This is a genomic window from Corynebacterium sp. AOP40-9SA-29 (genome assembly GCF_052377405.1).
GTDB lineage: Bacteria > Actinomycetota > Actinomycetes > Mycobacteriales > Mycobacteriaceae > Corynebacterium.
Map to the genome: position 1 here is coordinate 1 of NZ_JBQSWR010000016.1, position 24,467 is coordinate 24,467.

The following is a 24,467-nucleotide window of genomic DNA, read 5'->3' on the forward strand; positions in this document are numbered from 1 at the left end:
AACCGGCGGGTACAAAAACCCCACGCTCGATCTTGGCCCCTCTCCCCGGACATGAGGGGTACCAAGTTGGACCTGGGAGTGTTGAGTTGGCCAACTCAACGCTTCCAGGTCCAACTTGGTACCAGGCCCCCGACCTACCGCCGGCCACCAGGCCATGACGCGAGAAAAGCCCCGTCCCACACTCCCCCGCGAACGGGGAGGTGCAGGCCGGGGCCAGTCACAGGCCGGTTAGGGCCTAGAAGCTCAGCGCTTCTCCTTGAAGCGACCGCCTCCGCTGGTCAAAGCGTTACCGCAGGTCAGCCGCACCGCATGGCACGCCCTGCACCGCATGGCACGCCCTAAGCGCAAGTTTTTGCGGGATGGATGCGGGATGGACGGGAGCTGGCGCCGGGCACGGGACGCCTACGCGGGGTGCCCTGGACACACGAAAAGCCCCCACCATCGCGGAGACGGTGGGGCCAACTATGAGAGCCGGCGAGATACAACCCTCGCCCCGAAATGCCCCGTTACCCCCGGGGGGCTAACAGGCGTTTAGGTTTCTTGTAGTACCCTCTTCTTGCTCCGGTATGGTGCTCCCATGGACAACGAGCGCCCCGAGAACACCTTCGATTCAATGGTCCTTCGATTCGCGGGAGAGGGCGGAGAAGGACACGATCTTCACGAGCTCCGTGCTCTGCACGTATCCGAGGTTCTCGCTGGACTGTCGGAGTTCACTAAGGATCTCGACAAGGCAGGCGTCTTCCACGACTCGGACACCGTCGGCGAGTCCGTCGTCTACGTCAAACCCGCCGAAGAGGGATCATTCGTGATCGAAGTCGTTCGGACGGTCGTGGAGAGCATCGAGTCACACCCCGTCACCAGCACAACGGTAGGCCCGGCGCTGGCCGGGGTCTTTGCTCTCGCAACTAAGTCTGTGCGAACCAAGGTGGCGGACATCGAAGAGCTCGGAAACGATAACATCCTGATCAAGTGGCAGGACAAGACCGCCCAGGAGGTCTCCCGCGACACGTGGGAGGCACTCAACAAGTACCCTCGGCGGACGAAGCAGCGACTCCACAAGATCATGAAGCCACTGGATGACGAGCGGGTGACAGCACTCGAGGTCTCGGCGCCTTCCACGAGTCAGTACGACACTGACGAGGATGACGCCCCCACCGTTGTCGCTTCACTGGGTAAGGAGGACTTCGAAGCCGCGTACCCCACCGACGAGATTGAAGAGTTCCAGGAGTTCTTCGAAGGCGAAGCACAGATGTCCGCCATCGACTTTGACAACCCGGAGCAGTGGAAGGTCAAGATCGGGGGGAAAACCCGCAAGGCGACTGTGGAAGATGAAGGGTTCCTCAAGAGCGTCGCCGATGGCCTTGCAATTAGTCGGGCTGACTTCTTCTGGGTCCGCATCAGGGAGGATAGGATCAAGAAGAACGGACGGAACAGTACCAAATGGACTGTTCTCAGCGTCGAACATCACAGGAGGAACCGAGGTGACAACGACTCCGCGACATGAGCCCCGCCGCAAGCTTGACGCCGTCAACCTTGCCCTACTCCTTATCGGGGTCGCTTTCGGTGCCTTGTCATACTGGCTGATCACCACGAACGGGGAGAATCCCCTGATTCTTGTACCGTCCGTGGTCGTGGCAACCCTCGGTGCTGCACACCTGACGAAGCTTGAGCTCCCCAGAAAGTGAACCTGCTATCCCTATCTCGGCAGCACCACGTGTTTGAGGCTGACTCCATGAAAAAGCCCCTGCCGGCACCAGGACGGCAGGGGCCAGTGGGGAGCTGCACGCCTAAGGGTGCGCTCGTCGGACAATCCCCGTTGGTACGGGGTACAGTGGGTCCCATGACCGAGATGATCCAGACCTACCGCCGGGCGGGGCAGCTCCTCGGTATCGCGCCAGCCACGGTCCGCAACTGGGTGCGGGGCGGCCGACTCCCCGCCCCGCCGTGGAGTGCCGAGGAGATCGAGGATGCGGACAGGACCATCGAGAACCGGGGCCAGGAACGGGGCATTAGCTCGCAGCACGGCACCGCTGACCGGTGGGCGGCGGGGTGCACATGTGGGGAGTGCCGCGCCGCACACAGCGAGGACACCGGCAGGCGTCGCCGTCGGCAGCGGGCCGCATGGTGGTCGGAGCGCGAGGGCATCCTCGTGGAGGGCCTGGCGTCCGGGCCGCCGTACCAGGATGCGCTGGAGGCGGCAGGGGTGTCGTGGCAGGCGATCACCCGCTGGCGAAAGGCGGACTCGGGCTTCGCCGAGAGGGTCGACGCCGCCCTGATGGAGGGACGGCCAGATGTAAATCACGGCAGGGCGGCCGGATGGCGTGGCGGGTGCCGATGCCCAGAGTGCCGCGAGTATCACGAGGGGACGCGGGTGTAGCGGTAGGTCGGGGAGCTGCACGTGGGCACGGGGGTGCCCACGGCGCTCGCCCCTGGCGAGGCGGCCCCGGTGGCTCCCCCGCCACGGATGACGCTACAGGTCGTGCCGGATCTCGGCAGGGATATCGTCAGACGAGTCCGGATGCCGACGGATCAGAGTGCGGATGAAGTCGAGTGCGGCACGGTACTTCGACTCCAGCACGCTCACCCGCTTCTCCAAACGGTCCACGCGCTCGACGCTGGCCCTGTGTAGCCGCTTCAACTCCTTGATCTGCATGCCCGTGAAGTCATTCATCTGGTCGACGAACTGCTGGTAGTGCTGGACAGCAGACTCCGGGAGCGTCGGGTCGGCGGGCTCGCCCTTGTCACCCTTGCCCAGCCGTGCCATCGCGAGCGTGACGATTCCGGCGATCAGCGCTGGCGCGACGTACCGGATCGCGTCGGAGGCCAAATCCATCATTCGCGTACCTCCCGTATTCGTAGCTCAAGGCGGGACCCGCGCCACACGGACCACGCGATCGCGGCGGCGAACAGCCAGTACCACGACGCGGTCAACCAGAGCCCCGCACCAAGCAGTGAAGCGCCCCACCCAGCGTGCAGTCCGAGGGACGCTGCGTAGGCCCACAAGTGCACTCGGCTGCCGGTGCGGGTCGCCCCGACGAAGCAGAGGACGGCCAGGGTGAGCCAGATCAGTGCCCACAGGTCCATGCCGAGGAAGTTCTCGGCGGGGTGGTCGGTCGGCTCGGAGTCCCAGAACGCGATCCCCCGCAGTAGGCAGCCGATGCCGAGCAGGACCAGTCCGGTGCCGTCGGTCATCATCGCGCACCGCAGCCGCTCCGCCGGGCCTCGTAGCCGCTTGGGCAGGTGGTCGATAGGCATGACGATCACGCCCCCGGGTAGCGTCCCGGGCCCGCCGGGTCGCGCTCGGGCTCCGGGGCCTCGGCGTCGATGTCGTGGCGGCCATAGGGCCGGTCGTAGACGGCCTTGATTCCCTCGGCCACCCTGCTGCGGACGGACTCTGGCAGCTCGTCGAGCTTGGCGGCGAGGATGTCACCGACCTGGTTGGCGGACGAGAGGGCCTCGGACCGGACCTGCGACAGCATCTTCTCCGCCTCTGCTCGAGCCTCGGCAAGTGCTTCGGTGCGGGCTTCCTCCCGGGCCTTGGACCGCTCGGCCTCGACTTCCTTGGCCGGGGCGTCGACGTTGCGGAATGCCTTGATGCCAACCAGGGACAGCAGGGGCCCGCCGACGTCGAGGACTCGCTGGGCGGTGGCGTCGATCTGGTCGGGGTCGATCAGGCCAATGCCCGCCAGGACCACGCCGAGGGCGACCGCCCCGGCGTACAGGGCCTTACGGCGGACTTTCGGGTCGTCCCAGTTGGTCTTCTTCTCGGTGTTGGTCATGACTGTGTCCCTTCTGCGATGATGGCGCGGAGCTTGTCCTCGCCGACGATGGCGATCATCTCGGGGACGGTGCAGCCCCCGGTTTCGCGCAGCTTCTTCTTGCCGGCGGCGATGATCGAGTCGATGTCCCATCCGGCGAACGACGGCGCGCCGTCGGGTGTCCGGCCGGGCCCGGCGATCTGGTCGAGTAGCAGCCTCGAGTAGTCGGTCACGGGTGTCTCCTTCGGGGTTTCGGTGGTGGCACTGCGCATCGCGTCGTACCAGTACTGCGCCCGCTCCATCCACTTGCGGTGGTACTTCCCGCCGTCGGCGAGGTGGAACGGGCACGATGTGGCTCCGGTCTCCAGGTGGTCGCGGATGTTCCGACCGAACACCGGGCGGCCCAGGCCGTGCTTGAGGCACAGTGCGGCGGCGAGGTGGGCGCCTTCCTCGATCGTGGCGTCGGAGATCGGCCAGTCGAGGTTCGCTCCCCCGCTGTTGGCGTGCTCGATGCCGATGCTCTCTTGATTCCGCACGGTGTCGGCGGCGTGCCAGGCGGTATCGGAGTCCCAGACGAGCTGACCGACCATGCCGAACCGGTCGACCTGGTAGTGCGCGCTGGCCTGCCGTTGCTGCCACACGTCCCAGATCTGGTCGATCGACAGGATGCCGGCATTGTGGTGCCTCACGATGTACTTGATCTGCTTTCCGCCGCGGCCAGGGGTGGTGTGCTTGTTCATGAGCTTGGTGACCCATGCCTCGCACTTCGACCAGGAGCGCATCACGCCCTGCTTGAAGTCCCCGGCGACCGCCGGGGCCGACGGGGCGCCACTGTCGCCCGGGGTGGACGACCAGTCGCGGTGGTAGGCGTCGTTGACGTCGATCTGGATGCCGTCGGGGCCGGCCACGTTGTGCTCGCGCTGGTATAGCACGGCGTAGTCCGAGCCGGTGACGCCTTCGGACCACGACTTGGTGACCCAGCCGAGCACGCGGCCCGGCTCGACGACGGCGACGACGCCGTCCTCCATCGCCCAGTGCACGACCTTGCTGTGTCCGTAGATGCCGACCCGGTCGCGGCCCAGGACCTCGACCGCGGCACGGAAGTAGTTGACCGCGGTGCCGTTCCACTGCTGCAGGCTGATGTCGAAGTCGACGGCGAAGAACACCGGGGCGTCGGGCATGCCGATCTCGTCGAGCTTCTTCTTGGCCGCCTGGGCGTCGTCCCGACCGCCGGCAGCGCCGCGCATGGCGTCGGGGTTATCGGCCCCGCCGTACTGCCACACCGTGGCGATACGCAGACCAGCGGCGCGGTACTCGTCGACCTTGGCCTTGGTGAGTGGCTTGGCCTTCATCCACGACTCACGCGGCGGACTGATATAGGACACCACACCGATGTGCCCAGCGGCCTTGATCGCCTTACCGGACGGGAATCCGGCGCTGAAATCAATGACTGTAGCCATGCGTCACCCCTTTCAGGGCATGAGAAAACCCCCGGTGGGTTACCGGGGGTTGGTTGGGTTGAGGGGTTAGTGGGCGACGAAGCGCCACCAGACACGTCCTTGGGCTCCGGGCATCCCGGAGTTTCGTGGAGCTCCGGGGCCGCCACCGCCGCCGGGAGGACGTCCGCCCTGTCCGTTGCTGGCGCTGCCACCGCCGGCGAAGCTGCGTCCGAAGGCGGTGTAGTGTCCCGCAGCTCGTCCCGGATTGTTGCCGTTGGTGCTGGTGCCCGGTCCGCCGCCGGAAGCGCTCAGGACCTCCTGCCCGCCGATACGCACGGTTGCGGCAACACCTGCTGTCCCATTGCTGGAGTCCGTTGACCCGCCAGAGCCTCCGAGCCCCGGGCGGGCACTCAAGGACTCCCCGCCGGTGACCTGGATACTGCTGTGGCCCCATGATCCGGCCCGGCCGCCGTCACCGGTGGATATGAGGCCGCCTCCTGCGCCACCACCGCCTGCTCCCACGGCGACGACTTCGACGGTGTCGGCCCAGTCCGGGACGGTGTCGTCGATGCCCGCTGCCGAGGAGGTTTCGGACCAGTCGGAGACACGGGTGGTAACCGGGATCTTGTGCTTGTCGGCGAGGGCGGTGATGCGGGCCTGGACGGTGTCGAGGTCTGCGCCGTGGTGCCACCACATCTCGCGCACCGACATCTGTGCCCACTGGCTCTCGCCAGCGTTGGTTCCGATCTTGAGCGAGCGCATCCACGGTCCCATGCTTGCGTCCGGCGACTGCACGGCGAGGTGCTGCCCCGACAGGCTGTTGAGGTGGATGCGGGAGTGCCCCGACGGCAGGAAACTGATCGCGAGCACCAGCGGCTCGGTCAGCAGGTCGCCGGCGATCGGCACGCCGGGCGAAAGGGCGGACGAGCTGGCGGCTTTCATCAGCCCGGCCGGCTGGTCGTACCAGGCCCACAGGTAGCCGGAGTCTGCCCCGGACCGGGAGAACAGGGCCTGCGAGCCGGTCGAGCCGTCGCGGGTGAGGGCGTCGAGGACGGCGTAGACCGTCAGCGGGGCCGCGTGGACTCCGCCCCAGTCGCTGGTCTCCATCTTCCGGTTGCTGCCGGTGAAGTCGAGGAAGCGGCCGCCGGTGGAGTTCCAGAGCGTCGGGCGGTAGTCGCCGGAGGCGGTCATGCTCGTGCCTGCCTGCAGCACACCCTCCGGGGTGAAGCTGGACATGCGGGTGCCGTTGGCGAGGTGGTCCCACTCGCCGGCGTCGAAGCCGTAGATCGTCTCGTCCTCGTGGGCGTCCAGGCCCCACCACTCGCTAATGACCGCGGCGAGCAGGCTGTTGCCTCGCTCGTTGAGATGGACGCGGTCACTGGCGAACACATCCTTGGAGCCGCGAGCCTGGTCGAACAGTGCCCCGGCGTCGAGGAACTCCGCTCGGGTCGTGTCCTCGGCGACCTCGCGCAGCACCCGGCCGTAGTCAGCCCAGGTGTTTTCCACTGCGTTGTCGTCGACATCCTCCCGCCGCGGCGCGTGGATGAACAGCTGTCGTGTGTCGCCGCTGATGGCGTTGCGCAGGACGTTGTTGGTCACGGCGACCAGGTCGTCGCGGTAGTCGTTCAGGGGCCGCTGCAGGCTGTAGTCGTTGGAGCCGACCATGTGCACGACGATGTGCGGCTGGTAGCTCTGCACGATCGCTGTGCGGTCGTTGCCGTAGTAGTTGTTCGCCGTCGTCCCGCCGACGCCAGCGTTGAGGAAGTGGAAGCCTGCACCTCCCGGCGCGGGGTAGGTGCCGGTGGTTCCCTTGACCATCGCCGTGGCCTCAACCCCGGGCAGGTGCGACGCGAGGTAGCCGGTGAGCTGGTAGACCAGCCCCTCCGACCAGGCGACGCCGTGCCCCTGGATCGTCGACGAACCGATGAACAGGATCCGCAGCGGGTTCGTGCGGGCGCGCTCCCACTGGTAGCCCATGCGCGAACCAGCGCGGGCCGACCACACCAGGTCCGCGCCGCGGTAGACCTCACGGATCTTCTCCGGCCCGGCGTACACCTCGCTGATGGTGCGGCCGTCGACAATGATGCTCATTCCGGCTCCCTCACGAGGTAGATCGTTGTGGCGTCCGGGGTGTCTGGCATGGCGTCAACCACGACGATCGTCGGTACCGCGGCGTCGACGTAGCGCTTCGTGGTGAGGTGGTCGGCGCCGGTCGGGTCACCGGCGGAGAGCGTCGCGCCACTGGTGGCCCGGTATGCCACGGTGCCGGGGGTGACCTGGCTGGAGTACTGCAGGCGGGTCTGGCTGCCGGCGACGGTGGTGCCGTACAGGCGGGCCCCATCCGTGACGGTGTTGACCTTGCCGTCGAGGGCGTCCTTGAGCCCATCGATGCCGGTGATCTCATGGCCGTGGTCCTTGGCGGCCTTGTTGGCGATAGCCTCGTTGACCTGGTCGAGCATGTCCCGGTTCTCGGAGGCGTACTCGGCGAGCTCTCGCAGCGTGTCCAGGTCCTCCGGCGCGCCGTCGACGACGTCCGAGATCTGTCGGGTGACCTCGACGCGCGCGGCGTCCCCGGCGCGGTCTGCTTCCTGTTTTGCCCGGTCGGCGTCGGCGGTGACCCCGGAGGCGATGCTGTCGACGTGTCCGTTGACGGCGTCGATGATCAGTTGGGTGTCGGTGGAGAGCTGCTCGTACCAGTCGTGGACCTCGTCGCGGATCTCGCCGGTGGACCTGCGGATCGACTCGGCGTCGTCGATTAGGCCTTTGACCTGTCGGAGGTACTCCTCGGCCTGACGGATTGCTTCCTCCGCGCGGCGCTCGAGGTCTTCTACGCTCGCCGCGGCGCGGTTGACGAGGTCCAGGGCGTTGGCGACTTCGCGGGCCTGCCGGCGCACTGTGGCGCGGATGGATTCGAGGCCGGAGAGGTCGTCGTCGGGGTAGCCTTTGGCGGAGAACAGCGTCGAGAGTTCGACGGGCCCCTCGGTCGCGTCGACGAGTAGGGGGTTGAGAGGGACCTCGATGCCCTGGTAGGCGACGTTGAAGCGGGCCCGCCACCACAGCTCGACCTCGCCGATCTGGACGGGCAGGGGCTGGCCTTCGCGGCCCTGTAGGTCGGTGAGGATGCCGTCGGCGACGAGCGCGGTCACGGGCTGGGTGGCGACCAGGCGTAGCGGCTCGTCGTCCCCTCCGGCGGGGGCGGCGACGACGCCGTCGGGCCAGACTGGGGTGAAGGTGACCGTGCCGGTGAGGGGGACCTCGTCGAGGTAGGCGTCGTCGTCGGCGTGGGAGTCCTCGACCAGGAGGGTCCACCTGCCGGTGATCATTTCGTGGCGGATGCTCATAGCGACCTCATTTCCGGAGATTGTTCTGGGAGAAGCTGCTGGTTCCGCCGTCGATGCGGTACATCGTCATCTTCATCTCCCCCTTGGTCCAGCTGCCTGAGCCCATGGCGATGGGGACGACGAGCTCGCCGCCGGCGTTGGAGACGATGACGTCGCTGAAGTTGCCGTAGGCGATCGTCCGGCGGTTCGCGGTATCTGCCGAGGCGTACTTCGGGTCGTGGGTCGTGCTCACCTGGAACCAGGTGTCCCCGGATGCCGGTGTACACCGGAAGTTCACCGTGACCTTCCAGACCCCGGCGTCGAGGATCCGCAGACCCCAGTAGTCGTTTGAGTTCTGCTCAGCTGACACTCCGACGCCGGGGAACGACGAGCGGTTCCCGCTGATCCCGACGACCTGTTCGGCGCTGCCGGTCATGTAGGTGCCGCCGGGGAGATCGTTGAAGTTCGGGTAGTGGTAGATGTTGCCGTAGCCGAGCATGCCGCCGATTGCTCCGAGGTCTTCCTGGACGGCGACCTGCTCGCCGTAGTCGACCATGGACTCCTCGAAGATGTTGGCGTCGAAGCTCTGCCGCTGCGGGGTGCGGTAGAACGTCATCCGGACATCCTCTCCACCTTCACCTGCAGATTCGAGCGCCCCGAGGATGCGACCCGCCAGCCTGTGCCGAGCCCGGCGGACTTCACGGCGACCACATGGAGCTCCACCTCTGTGCCTGCCTCGACGACCCCGGCGCGCAGGCCGGTGGATTCGGGGGTGACGGGGATGTCGTGGAAGGCGTCGAATCGCTGGTGGATCCATCCGGTGGCTTCCATGGAGCCCCAGGCGCAGCCGACGAGGGTGCCGTTGTCGGGGTCGTCGGCGAGGACCTGGACGTCGATGGTCTGTCCGATGATGGAGGAGACCTCGACGCCGCCGGAGAAGTCCAGGCGGTAGCGGAAGGGCTGGGCGGGGATGGTGACGGTGGTGATGTGGTGGCGGGAGGCGGAGATGCCGGCGGACCAGTCGCCGAAGGCGGACGGGGGCACGCTGTAGAGCTGGGGGCCGAGGTAGCCGTCGCGCCAGACCATCTTGCCGGTCTCGCCGTCGTGGACGAGGATCTGTCCGTCGGTGGGGCCGCCGTCGATGTCGGGGCTGGTGTAGATGCCGCCGGGCGGGCCCTGGTCGCCGGGATCGCCCTTGGGGAGCTTCGGCAGGTCAAGTCCGACGGTGTAGGAGCCGTCGGACCCGCGGATGCGGACACCAAGGGTGTCGTCGAGTTCGCCGTACCCCTCGATGGTGACGGTACCGGGCCACAGCTCGGGCGGCGGGCCCTGCTCCCCCTCCGCGCCGAAAGCGTTCTCGTAGACGATGAACGTGCTGCCGTTCCAGACGTACATGTCGTTGTTGTCTGTGTTGCGGAAGGCCCAGTTGCGGTGCCTGTGGTCGAGCGCCTCACGCAGCGCTGCGAGCTGCGCGCTAGTGCGGTCACCCTGGTGCACCACCGGCTCGCCGGGGTCGCCCTTCTCGCCCTGGAATGCGGGCAGTGCGAGCCGGGCATTCCCGGCGGAGCCGTCCTGTCGGCGGCGGACGTGCAGGTAGGTCTCGGTCATCGGTGGCTGTGAGGGGTCAGCCTTGATGCCGAAGATATCGAGGTCGGCGTTGATCCGCTCGATGAATTCCTCACTGATCGACTGGCGTTTCGCTGCCATGGTCGGCCACCTTTCTGCGTAGATCTGTCCATGCCCGGGAGGGCGTTTCGCCGAGGACGGTCGCCCCGGTCGGGATGTGTGTGAGCTTGATGATGGTGCCGTCGCCGGTGACCTCGGCGCGGACGTCGCCGACCTCGGGGTCGGTGGTGACCTCACCAATGGGCTGCCACGTGCCGTCTCGGCGAATCTCGCCGTGCTCCCACCGCACGATGGACTCGGCGAGCATCCGGGCGATCTCCGGGGGCATGTCCGCGACCGTGTCATTCGGCAGCGGCGCGGCGGTGAGGAACCGGGCGAGCGAGTCGACCTGGTCGGCGACTAGTTCTGCAGTGCGAGTCGATTGATCCATCCGTTAGACTTCCTGATCTTCTTGAGTGCGTACAGGCCGGGCTCGGACTCCTCCGGGCTGGCGACGGTGAGGGTGACGGTCGTGGCGCCGCGGCCGCCGGAGGCGGAGACGCCGGTGAGGGTGTCTACGCCGATGGAGGAGTCCTCGCGCTCGACGGCCACGGGCATGCCGAGCAGCAGGTGCTTCCCGAGGAAATAGGGTGCGCCGTTAGCGACCTGGATCTCGTGGGAGACCCAGCCGCGGGTCTCGTGCAGCGTGGATTTCGCCGCCTCGCCTGCCTGCAGCGACAGTGCGGTGGTCTGCGACCCTGCGAAGCGCTCGCGCAGCCGCCAGTCGCCGGCCTCGCGGGCGAGGTCCAGGTTCTCGACCGAGTGGTAGGCGAACAGGCGGTTCTGCGCGAGCTCCTCGAGGAAACCGATGCGCAGGCCGGGCAGCCCGACCGCAGCGCCGATGGCGGAGACACCCGCGCCGACGGTCGTGGCGACCAGGCCGTTCAGCCAACCGGGGCTCTTGCCGCCGACGGTGGCGCGGGTGGCCTGCGGTAGGTGGGTGACCTCGTCGGCCTGGGTGGCCGGCGACCACTCCCCCGACCGGTACAGCGGGATCCGCAACTCCTGGCGATCCTCCAGGCGGTCCATGATGCCTGTGGGCTCCAGCAGCGGGTAGGTGATCCAGCTGAAGGCGTCGTCGGCGATCTTGATGGCCTCGCGGATCAGCCCGTCGACGAACGTGCCGGTGAAGTTGATGTCCCGGGCGCTGGGGACCATGTCGACGATGATGCGGGGCTCGGTGAGCGTCATCCACTCCGGGAACGGCTGGGCGTCACCGGGCAGCCACAGGTCGCAGCGCACCGACATGCCCTGCGCCTCGGCGATCTCCACCGCGGCGTCCCAGGCGGTCTCCATGCACCACTCGGCCATGATCCACCCCGAGGTGTCGAACAGGCCGACGCGGCGAGGGTTGATCATGATGGGGTGCAGCGCGTTGCGCACCAGGTCCCACGACCCCGGAGCGAACGGATCGCGGACCGGGATGGACCAGGTATTGGCCTGCAGGCGCACGAGGTTGAGGGTCAGCGCTGTTTTCCAGGAGGTGGACGCCGGGCCGATGGCTCGCCAGGCCCCGGAGATCTGCACCTCCGGCGGCATGAGCGGGTTGGCCCACAGGTGAACCGCGGAGAGGTAGGCGGTGAGGGTGGAGCCGGTGACCTCGAACCATGTGCGCTTGCCGATGCGCACGCGGCGGTAGCTGGTGAGCACGAAGGCGGGACGGTAGCCGCCAGGCCAGTCGAAAGTGACCAGCCTGGCGAGGTAGCGGTCCAGGCCCTCGAAGTACTCGGTCCAGTTGTCGTCGGCGGGCAACTTGAAGCTGCACGACCCGTGCTCGAGGTCTTTCTCGTCGAAGTTCCAGTCGATCGCGTTGGTGCAGGGTGACCAGAGTTTGAGCCGCCCCTTGCCGGTCCAGAACTGGATGTGTGGCTCGGGGGCGGTGAAGCGATCGCGCTCGGCGTTGTCGGAGGACAGCAGATCGTGCAGCGAGTCGGTGAGATTCACAGCAGCCCTTCCATGTGGATGCGGGTGTGCGCCAGCACCGAGGTATCGCGGTTGCCGTCGGTGACGCGGACGCCGACGCGGGTCATCTCCCCGGCCGGGATCGGTTGGGAGAGATAGCCCTCGACGTCGGGCCAGCGGTTGGTCGACGTGCCGTCGGCGGCGATGGAGCGCATGACGGAGCGGGCGGGGTCGGTCTGGAGCAGGGCCCGCTCCCCGGCGTCGAGGTGCGGCAGGCAGATCTTCTCCCCGGACATCGACAGAGTCACCTGCCCGGGGCCGTGGACGACGAGAGTCGGCCATGCCGGCCATTCGTCGCCCCCAGTGACCCAGAGGTTCCCCTTGCCCTGGTCGCCGGAGTTTCGCCACTGTGACGTAACCGGTGCGGTCTCTGCCCTGGGGTCCTCGGCGATCAGGACGAGGTCCAGATGCATCGTGGACGTCAGGTACGGCGACTTGTTCAATCCGGGCTTCATGGAGCGTCGGTAGCACCGCAGCCACCGCCACCCCGTCACCGGCGAGTTGACCGCCAGCCACCCGGCGCGACCGAGCGGGAACATCCGCTTGAGGTCCTCGCGGATTGCCTGCATGTCTGCCGGCGTCTTGCCGAGGATGGTGATGGGGAGGTCAACCTCGCCGTGGCCGTGCTCCCACCCGGCGACGGTTTCGCCGATCTGGGTGATGGCGGCCTCGAATGCGGGCGAGGCTTCAATGCCGCCGACGCCGTCCAGGCCCTCGTCGAGGGAGACGCCCTCGCGGCGTTGGTCTGCTCCGCCGGCGAGGTGGAGCTGGCGGCCGTCGGGGGCGATCCAGACGAGGACTGCCGAGCGGTTGATGCCGAGCATCCAGGTACCTCCTTGGAGCTAGAAGCGGAACGCTGCGAGTGCGCGGCGTGCCTCGCGTGCGGTTTCGCGGGCGATCTCGTCGGGGTCCATGGTCTGGACGTTCTCCATGACGATGTTGACGACCATGTCGCGGTCGAGGGTGACTCTGTCGCTGTCGGAGGAGACCTCGCTGGCGGACGCCTGGCTGGCGTTCTCTGCGGGGACGTCTCCGACGAGGGAGTCGTTGACCGCGGCGACTCCGGCGGCGGGGTTTGCCATGAAGTCGTCGTCGGGGCCGTCGGACGAGACGTCGGCCCCGTCGTTGCGGTCGTCATCGTCGTCGGTCTCGCTGTCATCGCCGGGGGTCTCCCAGGAGATGTCAAGCTGCGAGGGGTCAGCCATCCATGTGCCCGACAGTCCGAAGAAGTCGAGCAGCTCGTCCTCGATGCTGCCGCGGATCGCGGCAACGTCAGTGACGAGCTGCTCGGCGTGCTCGTCGCCGAGGATCGTGGCGAGCTCGCCATAGCCCCAATCGCCGCCGTTGAAAGCAGCGGTGAGCTCCTCGGCGATGCGCTCCCAGGACTCGGCGGACGGTGCGACGGCGAGCGCGAAGTCGAGGTTTCCCTTGACGTCTCGCCACTGCTGCCCGGTGAGCACCGGCTCGGGTTCACCGGAGTGGTTGTAGACAGCCTGGAGTCCCTGCATCGGGTCGAGCCACCCGCCAGCGTCGTATCCGCCGGCCTTGTTGTAGCCGGCTTCGACGGAGCCGTAGGTGGCTTCGGTGTAGCGCAGGGAGGATCGCAGGTTGTCCTCCGGATTCCAGATGTCGGTATGGCCTGGCTCCGCCCAGGACATGAACGTGTCATCACGCATCTGCATGAGCCCCTTGGTCGGCCACCCCTGCTGGGCGTTGGAGTCCCACTCATTGATGGCTCCGGGATCACCCGTGGACTCCTGGTCCATGCGGCGCAGGACGGTGTCGGTCAGCCCAGCTGACCGGCCCTGGTCTGCGAGAACCATCTCGACCATTGAGCGCCACTGTTCAACGCCGCCGCCGAGTGATCCAGGCCCGCTCCCGGAGTCGGGGCCGCTGGCGAACGGGATCTTGTCCATGATCCAGTTGAAGACCTTGTCCTTCGTGGAGTCGAAGAAGGCGCCGGGAATCTCGGCGAACTTCGTATCTCCGAAGGTGGACATCGCACCATCGATGAGACCGGTGATGGGGTCGGTGAACTTGTCCCAGAAACCCTTGGCCTTGTTGTACAGCCAGTTGCCGCCACCTCCCCCGCCTCCGCCGGGGCCGTCGGCAGAGACGACGTCGCCGGTGTAGGGGTCGACCATCGAGGCCATGGCCCAGTGGACGTGGTCGGAGTGTCCGCCGATCGCACCGGTCGGGGCCCCATTCTTGAGGTTGGGGCCCGGGTCCCAGAACAGCTCGGCGGATTGCGGGTATTCCTTGGCGATCCAGCTGGCGAGAGCCTGGTCTGCCGCAAAGTCCAGAGCACGACCGGCCATGTGGTTGTCATAGCCGGAGCCGACATCTTCATACCGGGTACCAGAGGTAATGATCTGGTTGGGGAATGCGGCAGCGACGGCGCGTTCCATCGACCGCTGGATGTCAGTGGTGACTTCTGCGCCGGGGTTCCGCTGCAGTGTACCGCCCTCGGCGAAGCTACCGAGGTCAATCGGACCGACGATTCCGCCGGTGGCGAAGCTGCCGAGCTCCTCACGCACAGCCGCCGCACCGCGGGTGCGGCCGACCTGGTTGAGGTGGTCCCAGTTCGACCTGCCGATGCCGTCGACGACGTGCTGGTGGGCGATGCCCTCCTGACCGGCCAGGCTGATGCCGTAGCGACCGTCGGTCGAGACGAAGTCCATATTGTCTCGACCGACCGACCGCTCCCCCGGCACAATACTGCTAGTGCCGGTGGCGTAGTCACCGAGCCAGTCCGGCTCGAACGGTTCAACTTCGTCGAGACCGATCAGGCCGCCAATGGCGTTCCAAGCCTTCCTGATGCCGTCATTCCAGACCTTCTCGATGACGAATTTCACCGGTGCTGCGGCCGCACGTTTCAGGCCATCCCAGGCGGTGCCGATACCGTCGACGGCAGTCTCGAATACACCCTTCAGGACGTCGAGACCGGTTGCGATGGAGTCGAACACGGGTTGGATGACGGTGTCCTTCACCCACTGGATTCCGGCACCCATGTCGTCCCACCGGTCCTGAATCCAGCCCAGCACCGGCTGAATGACATGGTCGTTCAGCCAGGACAGGGCATTGCCGAGGGCGTCCCAGGTGGGCTTGATGATCGAGTCGTAGACCCACTTGATTCCGTCGGACATGGCCTGCCACCCGGCAGAGATCCAGCCGAAGACCGGCGACAGGACGACTTCCCACATCCAAGTAGCCGCGTTCTGCAGCTGCTCCCACGCGGGCTTGGTGACGTTCTCCCACCACCAGGCGATGCCGGAGGTTAGCCCCTCCCAGGCCGATCCGATCCAGCCGAAGACAGGTTGCAGGACGGATTCCCACATCCAGGTCGCGGCGGTTTGCAGGGCGTCCCAGGCTGGTTTGATCAGGGTGTTCCAGCCCCATTCGATCGCCGAGGACAGGAGGTTCCAGGCGATCATCAGGGGTGCGAGGACGGCGGTTCCGACGATGGCGAAGAGGACCTGGCCTGCGGTCATGAAGGCGTCGAGCACGGGCTTGATGACACTGGTCCAGGCTGTCTGGATGGCTTCCCAGAGGAAGTCCCAGCCGGTCTTGATCCCCTCCCAGACGGACGAGACGGTCTCGCCGAGCCAGGAGAATACGGGGCCGAATACCCCGGTCAACCACTCCCAGGCTCCGGAGAGGACATCCATGAAGCCCTGCCAAATTTCCTGGCCGAGCTCGGTCTGGGTGAAGAACCAGGTCAGTCCGGAGATTAGTCCAATGATGGCGGTGGCGATCAGTCCGATCACATTCGCCTTCATCGCTGTATTCATGCCCTTGATGCCCTTGGTGGACAGGGCTGTGGCGGTGGCAAAGGCTTTCTGCCCCAGAGTCACTGCTGCGACTGCTCCTCGCCAGGTGACGAAGGCTGCTGCTGCCGCGCCGACACCGACAGCGAGCCCGGTGACCAGGCCCTGGTTGTCCTGGATCCAGCCCATGAACTCCTCGAGCTTCTGGGCACCGGTCTCGATGGCCGGGATCAGCGCGTCGACGAGCTGGGAGGCGATCGGCTGCAGGGCGTTCGCGCTCTTCTGCTTGAGCAGCTGGAAGCTTTCGCCCATGGTGCGGGTCTCCTCGGAGACGCCGAGGATGGTGTCCTCGGTGGCTCCGGTGGCCGCCATGAAGTCGTCGACTGACAGGGTGCCGGTCTTGACAGCATCGACGAATTGAGCGGCCCCTCGGGTGCCGAACAAGTCGGCGGCGAGGTTCATCGCGCCAGCTTCGTCGCCGGATGCGATGAAGTCGTCGATGCTGCTGATCGTCTCTTTCAGAGCCTCGGGCGCGTCGCGACCCTCGGAGGCGAACTCCGCCATCGCCCGGGAGAGCCGCTGCAGGGTGCCGTCGGCGTCGAGGCCCGCCTTGTCCATCTGGCCGACCAGGGCCGCGGAGTCCTGCATGGTGAAGCCGAATCCGCGGAGCTGCGGTCCGGCTTTCGCTGCGGAGTTGGCGAGGTCCGTGACCGACAGGCCCGTGGCCTGGGATACCTGGAACAGCTCGTCGAGGGCAGCAGGCATATCTGCGGCTTCGATGCCGAAACCATTCATCGCCTTACTCACGGCGTCGATATCAGCATCGACACCGAGGTTCGACAGGGCGACCATCTGCCCCGTCATGGTCTCCAGCGGCTCGTCCGTCAGTCCGAGCCGGGTATTCAGGTCAGCGAGAGTCTCGGAGATCTGCGACATTCCGCCGTCCATCGCCGGGACGGTGTCAGCGACGGATAGGGCTGACTCCTTGAGTCCCTCGAAGGCCTCACCGCTGGCACCGGTTCCGACGCGGATGGTGCGGAAAGCATCATCGAATTCAACACCCATGGCGACCAGGGCCCCGCCGGCGGCAGCCGCGAGTCCGCCGACGGCGAGGGCCGACTTGTCGAGAGTGCTACCGAAAGACTCCGCGGACTTCTCCGCAGCCTCCATCGACTCCGCGGAGTCATCCACCGCCACGGTGAGATCCTCCTGCACAGCCTTCTGACTCAGCGAAGCGGACTCGACCCCCTCGGTGGCGGTCTGCAGCTCACCCTTCTTCTTCGCCATCGTGTTCTCAGCGTCGACCACGCCCTTGGCGGCGGTCTCGGACTGCTTACGCGCAGTTTCGACCTGACGCTCTGCGGCCGCCGCTTCCTTGGAGTCCTCACCGTAGGTCTCGCGCGCGGTGGCGAGGTTGTCCTCGGCTGCCTGCAGCGACGTTGCCCGGGTCTCCGCTTTCTCGCGTGCCTCGTTGACGCGCAGCTCGGTGACCCGGACCTCACCGGCGGCTTTCTCGACCTTGTTGCGGGCGTCGACGACACGGTCTTCGGCAGAGATTAGTTTGCGGGAGGATGCCTCGCCACCGTCGCGGACGGTGGCGAGCTCCTCCTCTGCCCGGTTCAGCCGTGTGCCGGCGGTTTCCGCGCGACGTTTCTTGTCGGCGAGGTCCTCTTCAGCCTTGGCGATCTTGGCGGCGGAGGCGTCACCACGGTCACGTAGACGCTGCAGCTCCAGCTCGGCGGTACGCACAGCGCCGGAGGCATTGGCCTCGGCCTTGCGAGCGTCGCCGACGGTCTTTGACGCACTAGAGACCAGGGCCTGCTGGCGTTTGAGCCCGTCGGCCATGGCCTTGCCGGAGGACTCACCGGCTTTGCCGAATTCGTCGGTGGCGACCTTGCCGCCACGCTGGGACGCGCTGCGTGCTTCGCCCTCGATCTTCTGCGTGAAGCCCTTGAGGGACGGCAGGATCGGGACCCAGACTGACGACATGGTGGCCTCCTATTCGTCGAGACCGAGCAGGTACTCGATCGCTTCGTCCTGGCGCTCCGCCGAAACCCCACCCAGCGTCTGGGAGTTGGGGTTATCGGGCTTGCGCCAGGGGAACTTCGGCTGCTCGTCCCACGGCATGACGGCTTTCTTGTTGCCACCGAGGCGGGCGAGATTAACGTTGGTGCGAAGGGTTGCACCGTAGAGCTGCCAGAGCAGCGCGTCGTTCTGCGACCAGGGACGATCGTCAGAGGCGTGCCACCGGGCTGGTGAGTCCTGCGGTAGGTGGGTCACCAGCACGCGCAGCTTGCGTAGGGTGATCTCGCCGCGCCAGTAGGCTCCGACGACATCCCACCCGTACGTCGCCTCGCAGGCGGCCTCTACCGCTTCCGGGCTCGGCGCGAGGAGCGATTCGGCCGTGTAGGGCGTCCTGCTGCGTCCTTGGCCTGGCGCTCCTCAGCGATGCTCTGCAGCATGTCGCGGACCATCCAGGACTGTCCGCCGAGGTCACGGAACTTGTCGTACTGCTCGTCGCCGAGGTACCAGGCGGCGATGTCGACGGCGAAGTTCGGCAGCTCGGCGAGCTCCTCCTGCTGCTCGTCGGTGAGCATGGTGGGGTCGGGGACGATGAAGTTGAACACCTCGCCCTTGTGCTCGCCCTCGGTGGCGCGGAAGTTGAAGTCGATGCAGTTTCCGTCGACGCCGGTGGCCTCGGTCTTCTGATCGACGAGCTCGGTCATGTCGAAGGTCATGGTGGCAGATCCTTTCAGGATGGAAGTTTGGGGTGGCAGATCCCTTTACGGGGTGAAGAAAGGTACGGCCCCGGGCGGATCTGCCAGGTGTCCCTCCCGGGGCCGGGCCGTCACTTGGACGGGGTCAGTTCCGTGCTAGGCACGGTGAGGTTGCTGGCGAGGGTCTGGCCCTCAACGGGCTCGCCGTCGTCGCCGCCGTTGACGTCGTCGCCGGGACCATCGGCGGACCAGGAGTTGGAGAACAGCCAGCGGTTGGTCTTGCCCTCCAGGGACTTGCCGTCCTCGCCTGCGGAGGCGTACTCCGGGCCTGCCGGGTAGCCGGACAGGGTGATCTGCAGGCCGATCATCTCGTCGCGCTTGATCGTCAGACCGGAACGCTCGGTGACCTGCGCGTCGTACATCGTCAGCTTCATCGCCTTGTTGTTGTCGACGACGTCGAGGATGACCTGCTGGTGCTCGAACTCAGGCACGCCGCCCTCGTCGAAGTACCAGGCGTCGCCTTCCTCGTTGACGACGATGTCGCCACCGGGGACGCCGAAGTACAGCGCGGCGTTGTCCCTGGTGAACTGCCACAAGGTGACCTGGACGGTCTTGACGGACTGGGTGATGTCGCGACGGATCGCGGTCATCTCCTGCCAGGGGATGTACTCCTGGGTGGACTCGTCGAAGTTGATCGTCACGCCGTCCGGGGACAGGTAGCCGAGGTTGCGGTAGATGTCGGTGTCGTACTTCGACTTCAGGTCCGTCTTGGGCTTGGTGCCCAGCGGGGCGACGCGCATGGAGCCGGTGACTCCGACGCGGGCGGCTGCGGCCTTGAAGCCTTCGAGTGCAGACTGCTCTGCCATGGTTCCTCCTTGGGTTAGTCCCGCTTACGAGCGGGTCATGATGGTTGCCTCGACACCGATGCGCCGCACGTACGGCGAGATGTCAGGGCGGGTGGCGAATCGGGGGCACTCCACGGAGCTGACCGCGGACCCCTCAATGTGCGGTAGGGCGTGCAAGATTTCCCGGACCTTGTCGGCGACCGGGACGGCGTCGGCGCGGGACTGTGCGACGACGTCGATGTCGAGGGCGATGCCCTCCATCACCGGGCCGCCGAATCCTCCCCAGGCAGACCTCTCGGAGCTGGGCAGCAGGTCGATCGACACTGCCGGCAGGTTCTCCTCGAGTTCGTTGGGTCGAGGCATGCGGTCGGCGACCCAGATGTCGTCGCCGACGTTGGCCCCGACGATGCCGATCACCCACTTCAGCGGGTCAGTCATCGCGTATTCCTCCGGGCTGCCGAGCGCAGCGCACGGATGCGCTTGGCCTCGGTGGAGCCGTACTCCTCGTCGGTGGAGTCGGAGACGACATCCATCGAGTACCGCCCGTTGGGCAGCGGTGACTCACGCAGGGTGATCGTCGCGTCGCCGCCCTCTTTCGCTGTCGTCCGGCGAGCTTCGGCAGCGACCTTCGTCGCCACCTTCCGCACACCAGCACGCAGCTGGGTGGACTGGTTGACCTGGGCGAAAATATCGTCAGCGTCCAGGGCAACGTTGTTGTCGGGCATGAGTCCCTCACTTCCGTACGCCGCGCACGAGGACGAGGTCGGCCTCGGTGTGCGGCAGGATCTGGGTGCGCCATCGCAGGGGGTTGCCGTCGAAGATCAGCGTGATCCCCCACGAGTCGACCCGGAGACGGTCGCCGGAGACGACGTCCTCGGGCAGCTGGTGTGGCGGCGGGGTGAACAGGCGGTAGGAGTCGGTGACCGCACGGTCTGTGGTTGTCTCCTCGGCCTGCGACGCCTGCGGCTGCACGGACACCGGGTACTCGACGGGAATCTCCGTCGGGGTGTCCCAGTCGTCCTCCCAGCCGCCGTAGTCGCCGCGCTTGCGGCCCGGGCGCACGATGGTGACCTGCTCGCTGAAAATCACGGCTCGGCCCCCAGCTCGTACGCTCCGAGCACTCGCCACTCCGACGACTGTGGGGTGACCCCCTGCGCCGCCCCGACCGAGATACCGCCCACCTGCATCTGCTCGGCAGGGCGTGCCGCCCGGCCGATCATCTGCACGACCACGCCGATCAGGTCCGCCGGACGGTCATAGCCGTGCCGGAGCTCCACCTCCAGTGCCCCCAGCCCGGCGCGGTGGCGCGGGAGTTCGAGGAGTCCGTCGGTGGACCAGGTGTAGGCGGTGGTGGGTGTGCCGTGGATGCGTACGGCGGTGATGTCCTCGACCTGCAGGGTGGGCAGGGTGAGGAGGGTGTCGCCGGCGGTGTCGAGGCGGAGTGTGTCGGTGCGGGTGGGCCAGACGTGCCAGCCGCAGAGGGACCGGACGGAGGCTACTGCCCGGTCGATCTGCTCTTCGGTGGCGGTCTGTTTGGTGACGTTGGCGACGTGGTCGGGGGTGATGCCGTGGTCGGGCATCGGCATCACCTCCTATTTCGTCTCCGGGGACCAGGCCTCGTTGATCGGGACGTGGGCTTTCTCGGTGTTGTCGAGGACGGCGTCGGGGTAGTCCCGGGCGGCGTCTTCGGCGGTGAGGTAGCGGTAGACGTGACTGCCGCCGGGCAGGTCGAGGCGGTAGAGCCTGCGATTACTCACCGGACTCGCCACCGTCGGCACCGTCGTCGCCTGATTCTGCGGCGAGAGCCTTGAGTACGGTGACCTCGTCGTCGGTGAAAGGGTTGGCGGCGTCGCTGCCGTCCTGCCCGTCCTCACCGTCGTTGGGTGGGTCGGCGTTCTCGATGGTCTCGATCCGCTTGCCGTGGTCGACGGTGGCGGCGTTCCAGTCGTTGAGGACGGATGCCTCGAGCGGGGTGTCGGGGTCGTCGTTACGGAACGTGGTTCCGTCGTACTCAGCCATGGTGGCCTCCTACTTCTTCTTGGACTTGGACTTGGCCGTGGGCACAGTCCCAGCGCCGGGTAGCGTCATAGCGCCCGGCGTCAGGATTCCCCCTGGCCGTCACCCTCTCCGCCGCCGGTGGTGGAGCCGAGCTGTCCGGTGACGAAGGCAGCGGGCACCGGGACCATCAGGCCCAGGCGCTCCTCGGCGCGCAGCGTGACCAGGTTGTGCTCGAAGTCGACGTCGTTGGTGTTGGTGGAGTCGACGCGCAGCCCGCCCTTACGCAGAACGGTCGCACCCTGGCGGAACGCACCGAGGACGTAGCGGCCCTGCGGCACAGCGTTGGTCGACACGGTTCGCAGACCCCAGACAGCCGGGTCGACGAGCACGCCGCCGACACCGTACTGGCCGGTGGAGAACGGGCCACCAGCGACGTACTGCTTGTTGTCGTCCTTGTGCAGCCGCATCTCGGCGTAGTCCAGCGGGTTGACCATGAACGCGTCCGCCACGAGGTTCGTAGCCGCCGGGATCTTCTGGGTCGCACGGAACAGCCCGTCGAACTGGTCGCCGGTGTCGTCGGTGTCGATGTCGAAGGTCTGCAGCCCGTCGCGGTTAAGCAGCCCGGTGAGGTTGGAGCCGGTGCCGTCGCCACGGAGCAACTGCTCCTCCTCGACCACAGACAGCTCGTAGATCAACTGCTGGTTGATCCAGTCAGCGACGAAGCCGTAGTCCGCGATCATCTCGTCGGACAACTTCGTCAGAGCGGCGATCTTAGACAGCGACTCGGTGACGACGTCGAACTCGTCGAACCGGACGTACGGCTTGCGGTCACCCTCGGCGACGGTGGCCGGCGCGCCCTCGATCATGCGCTTTGCCTTCTCGACGAGATACTTGATCGTCGGGAGGGTGACGGTGGCGGCACCCATGAGGTCAGCGGCGACGAGGCGCTCGCGGCGAGCGTTGACAATGCCGCGCTGAACCTGGGTGCCGTAGAGCGTGTTGAACTCGTCGCTCAGGTTGGCGGTCTTGTGCGGGTCGTCGGCGGCCTTGGTGCCGTCGAACTCCGGGGCGGAGAACTCCATCCGACGACCGGACGCCTGATCGGTCAGCCGGTCGCGGGACGACTTCACGAAGTGCGCGCCCAGCGACTTCGCGGCCGGCTCGTCGCCGCCCTTGCGTCCGTCGGCACCGCCGTCGAGGTTCAGGGACTTGACCTTGTCCATGGCGGCAGAGCGGTCCGCTGCCTTCTCCAGATCAGCGTCGAGACGATCGACGTCTTCCAGGTGGCCCTTCAGTTCGGCGAAGACCTCGTCGGTCATGTTGTCGCCGTGCTTGGCGTTGAGGTCGCGCGCGGCCTTAGCGGCGGCATCGCGCTGTTCACGAAGGTTCATCGTGTGGTCCTTTCTAGGAGTGCGATTTGGGCCTTCGCCCAGCGGGCTCGGCCAGCGTGATCCGTGGACTCGTCCGAGTCCTCGGCATGCGAAGACCCCGGGGACTTGGCGTCCTCCGGGGTCTCGGGGTTGGTGTCGGTCTTGCTGTCACCAGGCGGTGACAGCGCCTGGCGGAATTGGTCGACGGCTCCCTTGCTGGCAGCGTCGAGGTAGCGGGCCATCGCCTTGACGGCGAGGATCTCGGTCTCCTGGTTCGCGCCGATCGGCACGACGGAGCACTCGTAGAGCGTGAGCTCCCGCAGCTCGTAGACGTCGGTGCCGTCTGCCTCGGCGAAGCCGCCTTCCTTCACGTCGAAGGCGAAGGACATCTGGCTCAGTCGCTTCTCCTTGAGCAGGCGGTAGACCTGGGCGCCGGTCGGATTGTCGAGGTCGATCTTCGCGCTGATCTTCAGCCCGTGATCGTCCTCCTCCGCCTTGATGATCGAGCCGATGTTGCTGAACGGATCGGAGAAGTTGTGCCCGTAGAGCAGCGGCATGGTGTTGCCGCTGGACTCCCAGTCCTCCAGCGTCTTGGCGAATGCGCCCTTGCGGATGACGTCGCCGTAGCTGTCGATGTTGTCGAACACCGAGGCGTAGGCGGAGAATTCGCCGCCCCCGTCGGTGTCGTCGGCTTTGACCTGCACGGTCATGTCCTTGACTCGCATGGCCTCACCCCCTTTCTCCCCCGGCAGGTCCGGCGGATTGTCGTACCACGACCTGATCCGGTCGATGGTGTGGTCTGGTCTGCCCTCACGCTCGGCGCGGGCTATGCACTCGTCCACGCCGGGGTCGCAGAGGTGGAAGGTCGCCCCTGCGCCCGCGAGGGCGGCGATGGTGCTGTCGGTCGGCCTGGCGTTGATCAGCCACAGCTCGCCGACGGTGGTCTCGGCATCCAGCGCCCAGCCCATCAGGCCCCGTCGCATCGCCAGGACGGCGTCCACGACAGCCTGCGGCGCGTCGTGCTTCACCTCGTCACCGGCGACAGTGTCGGCGACCCGATCGAAGTCGAACCGCGGCGTGCCCGGCGGAGCGTTCTGCTCGACGAACGTGGACTTTCCGGAGGCCGGTGGGCCGACGACGACATGGATCGTCATGACGACCGCCTCCCCAGATCCCGATGAAACACCGTGGCCTCCTCCCCCAACTCGGTGACATAGGCCAGCAGAGCCTCGGCACCAGCGACAGAGCGGTGAATACCCTCCACACACTCGACGACGACGGTGACCTGGTCCTGATCCCTGGCGAGCCGCTGCGCGAACTGCGCCGCCAGCAGGAGATACGAGAACAGCACCGGGTTTCGAGTGAGCACGCTGGTCTGGATGACGCCGTGGCGGCCGTCGAGCTTGCGGTGCCCGGGCGGCGGAGTCGGCCATTGCGTGGCATCGATGTGGATATCGCAGGGCTGCGCCTGCTCGTACTTCTTGCCGATGGAGATGATCGTGATCATGAGTCCTCCTCCCCCGGCTCGTCGTCCCGAACGCCGTCCTGCACGTCATCGCCGAACGAGGTATTCATCGGACGGGCGAGCTCGTCACCACCCTCGATGCCCGGCATGTTGTTCATGCC

At 66.7% G+C, this 24,467-nt stretch carries 26 protein-coding genes; 2 read left to right on the forward strand and 24 right to left on the reverse strand.

Annotation, left to right across the window (positions count from 1 at the left end; genetic code table 11):
• The first annotated feature begins 577 nt into the window (after positions 1-577).
• Together ACT3SZ_RS16125 and ACT3SZ_RS16130 are read left to right on the forward strand one after the other, a co-directional pair.
• The gene (locus tag ACT3SZ_RS16125) at positions 578-1,504 is read left to right on the forward strand and encodes a hypothetical protein (protein ID WP_441582882.1); all 927 of its coding nucleotides are present in this window, start codon (positions 578-580) and stop codon (positions 1,502-1,504) included.
• Between the two features lie 336 nt (positions 1,505-1,840).
• Positions 1,841-2,377, forward strand: coding sequence for a hypothetical protein (locus ACT3SZ_RS16130; protein ID WP_441582883.1), 537 nt, complete (start codon positions 1,841-1,843; stop codon positions 2,375-2,377).
• Between the two features lie 93 nt (positions 2,378-2,470).
• Here the strand turns inward: ACT3SZ_RS16130 and ACT3SZ_RS16135 are convergent, their stop codons facing one another.
• The 24 genes from ACT3SZ_RS16135 to ACT3SZ_RS16250 all read right to left on the reverse strand — a co-directional run bounded on the left by ACT3SZ_RS16135 (position 2,471) and on the right by ACT3SZ_RS16250 (position 24,348).
• Positions 2,471-2,836, reverse strand: coding sequence for a hypothetical protein (locus ACT3SZ_RS16135; protein WP_441582884.1), 366 nt, complete (start codon positions 2,834-2,836; stop codon positions 2,471-2,473).
• Positions 2,833-3,255, reverse strand: coding sequence for a hypothetical protein (locus ACT3SZ_RS16140; RefSeq protein WP_441582885.1), 423 nt, complete (start codon positions 3,253-3,255; stop codon positions 2,833-2,835). The genes ACT3SZ_RS16135 and ACT3SZ_RS16140 overlap by 4 nt, the downstream gene beginning before the upstream one ends.
• A 5-nt stretch (positions 3,256-3,260) precedes the next feature.
• The gene (locus ACT3SZ_RS16145; protein ID WP_441582886.1) at positions 3,261-3,779 is read right to left on the reverse strand and encodes a hypothetical protein; all 519 of its coding nucleotides are present in this window, start codon (positions 3,777-3,779) and stop codon (positions 3,261-3,263) included.
• Positions 3,776-5,218 carry a glycoside hydrolase domain-containing protein gene (locus ACT3SZ_RS16150; RefSeq protein ID WP_444620341.1) on the reverse strand — a complete coding sequence of 481 codons (1,443 nt, stop codon included), beginning with the start codon at positions 5,216-5,218 and terminating at the stop codon, positions 3,776-3,778. The genes ACT3SZ_RS16145 and ACT3SZ_RS16150 overlap by 4 nt, the downstream gene beginning before the upstream one ends.
• A gap of 66 nt (positions 5,219-5,284) precedes the next feature.
• Positions 5,285-7,288 (reverse strand): SGNH/GDSL hydrolase family protein, encoded by a 2,004-nt coding sequence (locus ACT3SZ_RS16155; RefSeq protein ID WP_444620342.1) that lies wholly within the window; start codon positions 7,286-7,288, stop codon positions 5,285-5,287.
• Positions 7,285-8,538, reverse strand: coding sequence for a hypothetical protein (locus ACT3SZ_RS16160; RefSeq protein ID WP_444620344.1), 1,254 nt, complete (start codon positions 8,536-8,538; stop codon positions 7,285-7,287). The genes ACT3SZ_RS16155 and ACT3SZ_RS16160 overlap by 4 nt, the downstream gene beginning before the upstream one ends.
• A 7-nt stretch (positions 8,539-8,545) precedes the next feature.
• Entirely contained in the window at positions 8,546-9,133 is a 588-nt protein-coding gene (locus tag ACT3SZ_RS16165) for a hypothetical protein (RefSeq protein WP_444620346.1), read from the reverse strand.
• Positions 9,130-10,224, reverse strand: coding sequence for a hypothetical protein (locus ACT3SZ_RS16170; protein WP_444620348.1), 1,095 nt, complete (start codon positions 10,222-10,224; stop codon positions 9,130-9,132). The genes ACT3SZ_RS16165 and ACT3SZ_RS16170 overlap by 4 nt, the downstream gene beginning before the upstream one ends.
• The gene (locus ACT3SZ_RS16175) at positions 10,196-10,573 is read right to left on the reverse strand and encodes a hypothetical protein (protein WP_444620350.1); all 378 of its coding nucleotides are present in this window, start codon (positions 10,571-10,573) and stop codon (positions 10,196-10,198) included. The genes ACT3SZ_RS16170 and ACT3SZ_RS16175 overlap by 29 nt, the downstream gene beginning before the upstream one ends.
• Positions 10,543-12,126 (reverse strand): Gp37-like protein, encoded by a 1,584-nt coding sequence (locus tag ACT3SZ_RS16180; RefSeq protein WP_444620352.1) that lies wholly within the window; start codon positions 12,124-12,126, stop codon positions 10,543-10,545. Before ACT3SZ_RS16180 ends, ACT3SZ_RS16175 begins: the two co-directional genes overlap by 31 nt.
• Positions 12,123-12,968, reverse strand: a complete 846-nt coding sequence (locus ACT3SZ_RS16185; protein WP_444620353.1) for a hypothetical protein — start codon at positions 12,966-12,968, stop codon at positions 12,123-12,125. Before ACT3SZ_RS16185 ends, ACT3SZ_RS16180 begins: the two co-directional genes overlap by 4 nt.
• 18 nt (positions 12,969-12,986) lie before the next feature.
• Entirely contained in the window at positions 12,987-17,900 is a 4,914-nt protein-coding gene (locus tag ACT3SZ_RS16190) for a phage tail tape measure protein (protein WP_444620355.1), read from the reverse strand.
• Between the two features lie 9 nt (positions 17,901-17,909).
• Positions 17,910-18,197, reverse strand: coding sequence for a hypothetical protein (locus ACT3SZ_RS16195; RefSeq protein ID WP_441583115.1), 288 nt, complete (start codon positions 18,195-18,197; stop codon positions 17,910-17,912).
• 80 nt (positions 18,198-18,277) lie between these two features.
• Positions 18,278-18,649: a hypothetical protein gene (locus ACT3SZ_RS16200; protein WP_441583114.1), complete on the reverse strand. Its 372-nt coding sequence runs from the start codon at positions 18,647-18,649 to the stop codon at positions 18,278-18,280.
• A gap of 110 nt (positions 18,650-18,759) precedes the next feature.
• Entirely contained in the window at positions 18,760-19,494 is a 735-nt protein-coding gene (locus tag ACT3SZ_RS16205) for a phage tail tube protein (RefSeq protein WP_441583113.1), read from the reverse strand.
• 24 nt (positions 19,495-19,518) lie between these two features.
• A complete protein-coding gene (locus ACT3SZ_RS16210) occupies positions 19,519-19,911 on the reverse strand; it encodes a hypothetical protein (RefSeq protein WP_441583112.1) in 393 nt (130 codons plus the stop codon).
• A complete protein-coding gene (locus tag ACT3SZ_RS16215) occupies positions 19,908-20,198 on the reverse strand; it encodes a hypothetical protein (RefSeq protein WP_441583111.1) in 291 nt (96 codons plus the stop codon). The genes ACT3SZ_RS16210 and ACT3SZ_RS16215 overlap by 4 nt, the downstream gene beginning before the upstream one ends.
• Before the next feature lie 7 nt (positions 20,199-20,205).
• Positions 20,206-20,562, reverse strand: a complete 357-nt coding sequence (locus ACT3SZ_RS16220; protein ID WP_441583110.1) for a hypothetical protein — start codon at positions 20,560-20,562, stop codon at positions 20,206-20,208.
• Positions 20,559-21,053, reverse strand: a complete 495-nt coding sequence (locus ACT3SZ_RS16225) for a hypothetical protein (RefSeq protein WP_444620358.1) — start codon at positions 21,051-21,053, stop codon at positions 20,559-20,561. Before ACT3SZ_RS16225 ends, ACT3SZ_RS16220 begins: the two co-directional genes overlap by 4 nt.
• 12 nt (positions 21,054-21,065) lie before the next feature.
• Entirely contained in the window at positions 21,066-21,230 is a 165-nt protein-coding gene (locus ACT3SZ_RS16230; RefSeq protein WP_441583108.1) for a hypothetical protein, read from the reverse strand.
• On the reverse strand, positions 21,223-21,492 hold the full coding sequence (locus ACT3SZ_RS16235; protein WP_444620360.1) for a hypothetical protein: 270 nt from the start codon (positions 21,490-21,492) through the stop codon (positions 21,223-21,225). The genes ACT3SZ_RS16230 and ACT3SZ_RS16235 overlap by 8 nt, the downstream gene beginning before the upstream one ends.
• Positions 21,493-21,572: 80 nt before the next feature.
• Entirely contained in the window at positions 21,573-22,862 is a 1,290-nt protein-coding gene (locus tag ACT3SZ_RS16240; RefSeq protein ID WP_441583106.1) for a phage major capsid protein, read from the reverse strand.
• Positions 22,859-23,995, reverse strand: a complete 1,137-nt coding sequence (locus tag ACT3SZ_RS16245; protein ID WP_444620363.1) for an HK97 family phage prohead protease — start codon at positions 23,993-23,995, stop codon at positions 22,859-22,861. The genes ACT3SZ_RS16240 and ACT3SZ_RS16245 overlap by 4 nt, the downstream gene beginning before the upstream one ends.
• Positions 23,992-24,348, reverse strand: a complete 357-nt coding sequence (locus tag ACT3SZ_RS16250; protein WP_441583104.1) for a RapZ C-terminal domain-containing protein — start codon at positions 24,346-24,348, stop codon at positions 23,992-23,994. The genes ACT3SZ_RS16245 and ACT3SZ_RS16250 overlap by 4 nt, the downstream gene beginning before the upstream one ends.
• Positions 24,349-24,467: the final 119 nt, after the last annotated feature.

Coding starts and splice junctions, on each gene's coding strand:
- ACT3SZ_RS16125 (WP_441582882.1), top strand. CDS start 578: ATGGACAACGAGCGCCCCGAGAACACCTTCGATTCAATGGTCCTTCGA.
- ACT3SZ_RS16130 (WP_441582883.1), top strand. CDS start 1,841: ATGACCGAGATGATCCAGACCTACCGCCGGGCGGGGCAGCTCCTCGGT.
- ACT3SZ_RS16135 (WP_441582884.1), bottom strand. CDS start 2,836: ATGATGGATTTGGCCTCCGACGCGATCCGGTACGTCGCGCCAGCGCTG.
- ACT3SZ_RS16140 (WP_441582885.1), bottom strand. CDS start 3,255: ATGCCTATCGACCACCTGCCCAAGCGGCTACGAGGCCCGGCGGAGCGG.
- ACT3SZ_RS16145 (WP_441582886.1), bottom strand. CDS start 3,779: ATGACCAACACCGAGAAGAAGACCAACTGGGACGACCCGAAAGTCCGC.
- ACT3SZ_RS16150 (WP_444620341.1), bottom strand. CDS start 5,218: ATGGCTACAGTCATTGATTTCAGCGCCGGATTCCCGTCCGGTAAGGCG.
- ACT3SZ_RS16155 (WP_444620342.1), bottom strand. CDS start 7,288: ATGAGCATCATTGTCGACGGCCGCACCATCAGCGAGGTGTACGCCGGG.
- ACT3SZ_RS16160 (WP_444620344.1), bottom strand. CDS start 8,538: ATGAGCATCCGCCACGAAATGATCACCGGCAGGTGGACCCTCCTGGTC.
- ACT3SZ_RS16165 (WP_444620346.1), bottom strand. CDS start 9,133: ATGACGTTCTACCGCACCCCGCAGCGGCAGAGCTTCGACGCCAACATC.
- ACT3SZ_RS16170 (WP_444620348.1), bottom strand. CDS start 10,224: ATGGCAGCGAAACGCCAGTCGATCAGTGAGGAATTCATCGAGCGGATC.
- ACT3SZ_RS16175 (WP_444620350.1), bottom strand. CDS start 10,573: ATGGATCAATCGACTCGCACTGCAGAACTAGTCGCCGACCAGGTCGAC.
- ACT3SZ_RS16185 (WP_444620353.1), bottom strand. CDS start 12,968: ATGCTCGGCATCAACCGCTCGGCAGTCCTCGTCTGGATCGCCCCCGAC.
- ACT3SZ_RS16190 (WP_444620355.1), bottom strand. CDS start 17,900: ATGTCGTCAGTCTGGGTCCCGATCCTGCCGTCCCTCAAGGGCTTCACG.
- ACT3SZ_RS16200 (WP_441583114.1), bottom strand. CDS start 18,649: ATGACCTTCGACATGACCGAGCTCGTCGATCAGAAGACCGAGGCCACC.
- ACT3SZ_RS16205 (WP_441583113.1), bottom strand. CDS start 19,494: ATGGCAGAGCAGTCTGCACTCGAAGGCTTCAAGGCCGCAGCCGCCCGC.
- ACT3SZ_RS16210 (WP_441583112.1), bottom strand. CDS start 19,911: ATGACTGACCCGCTGAAGTGGGTGATCGGCATCGTCGGGGCCAACGTC.
- ACT3SZ_RS16215 (WP_441583111.1), bottom strand. CDS start 20,198: ATGCCCGACAACAACGTTGCCCTGGACGCTGACGATATTTTCGCCCAG.
- ACT3SZ_RS16225 (WP_444620358.1), bottom strand. CDS start 21,053: ATGCCCGACCACGGCATCACCCCCGACCACGTCGCCAACGTCACCAAA.
- ACT3SZ_RS16235 (WP_444620360.1), bottom strand. CDS start 21,492: ATGGCTGAGTACGACGGAACCACGTTCCGTAACGACGACCCCGACACC.
- ACT3SZ_RS16240 (WP_441583106.1), bottom strand. CDS start 22,862: ATGAACCTTCGTGAACAGCGCGATGCCGCCGCTAAGGCCGCGCGCGAC.
- ACT3SZ_RS16245 (WP_444620363.1), bottom strand. CDS start 23,995: ATGACGATCCATGTCGTCGTCGGCCCACCGGCCTCCGGAAAGTCCACG.
- ACT3SZ_RS16250 (WP_441583104.1), bottom strand. CDS start 24,348: ATGATCACGATCATCTCCATCGGCAAGAAGTACGAGCAGGCGCAGCCC.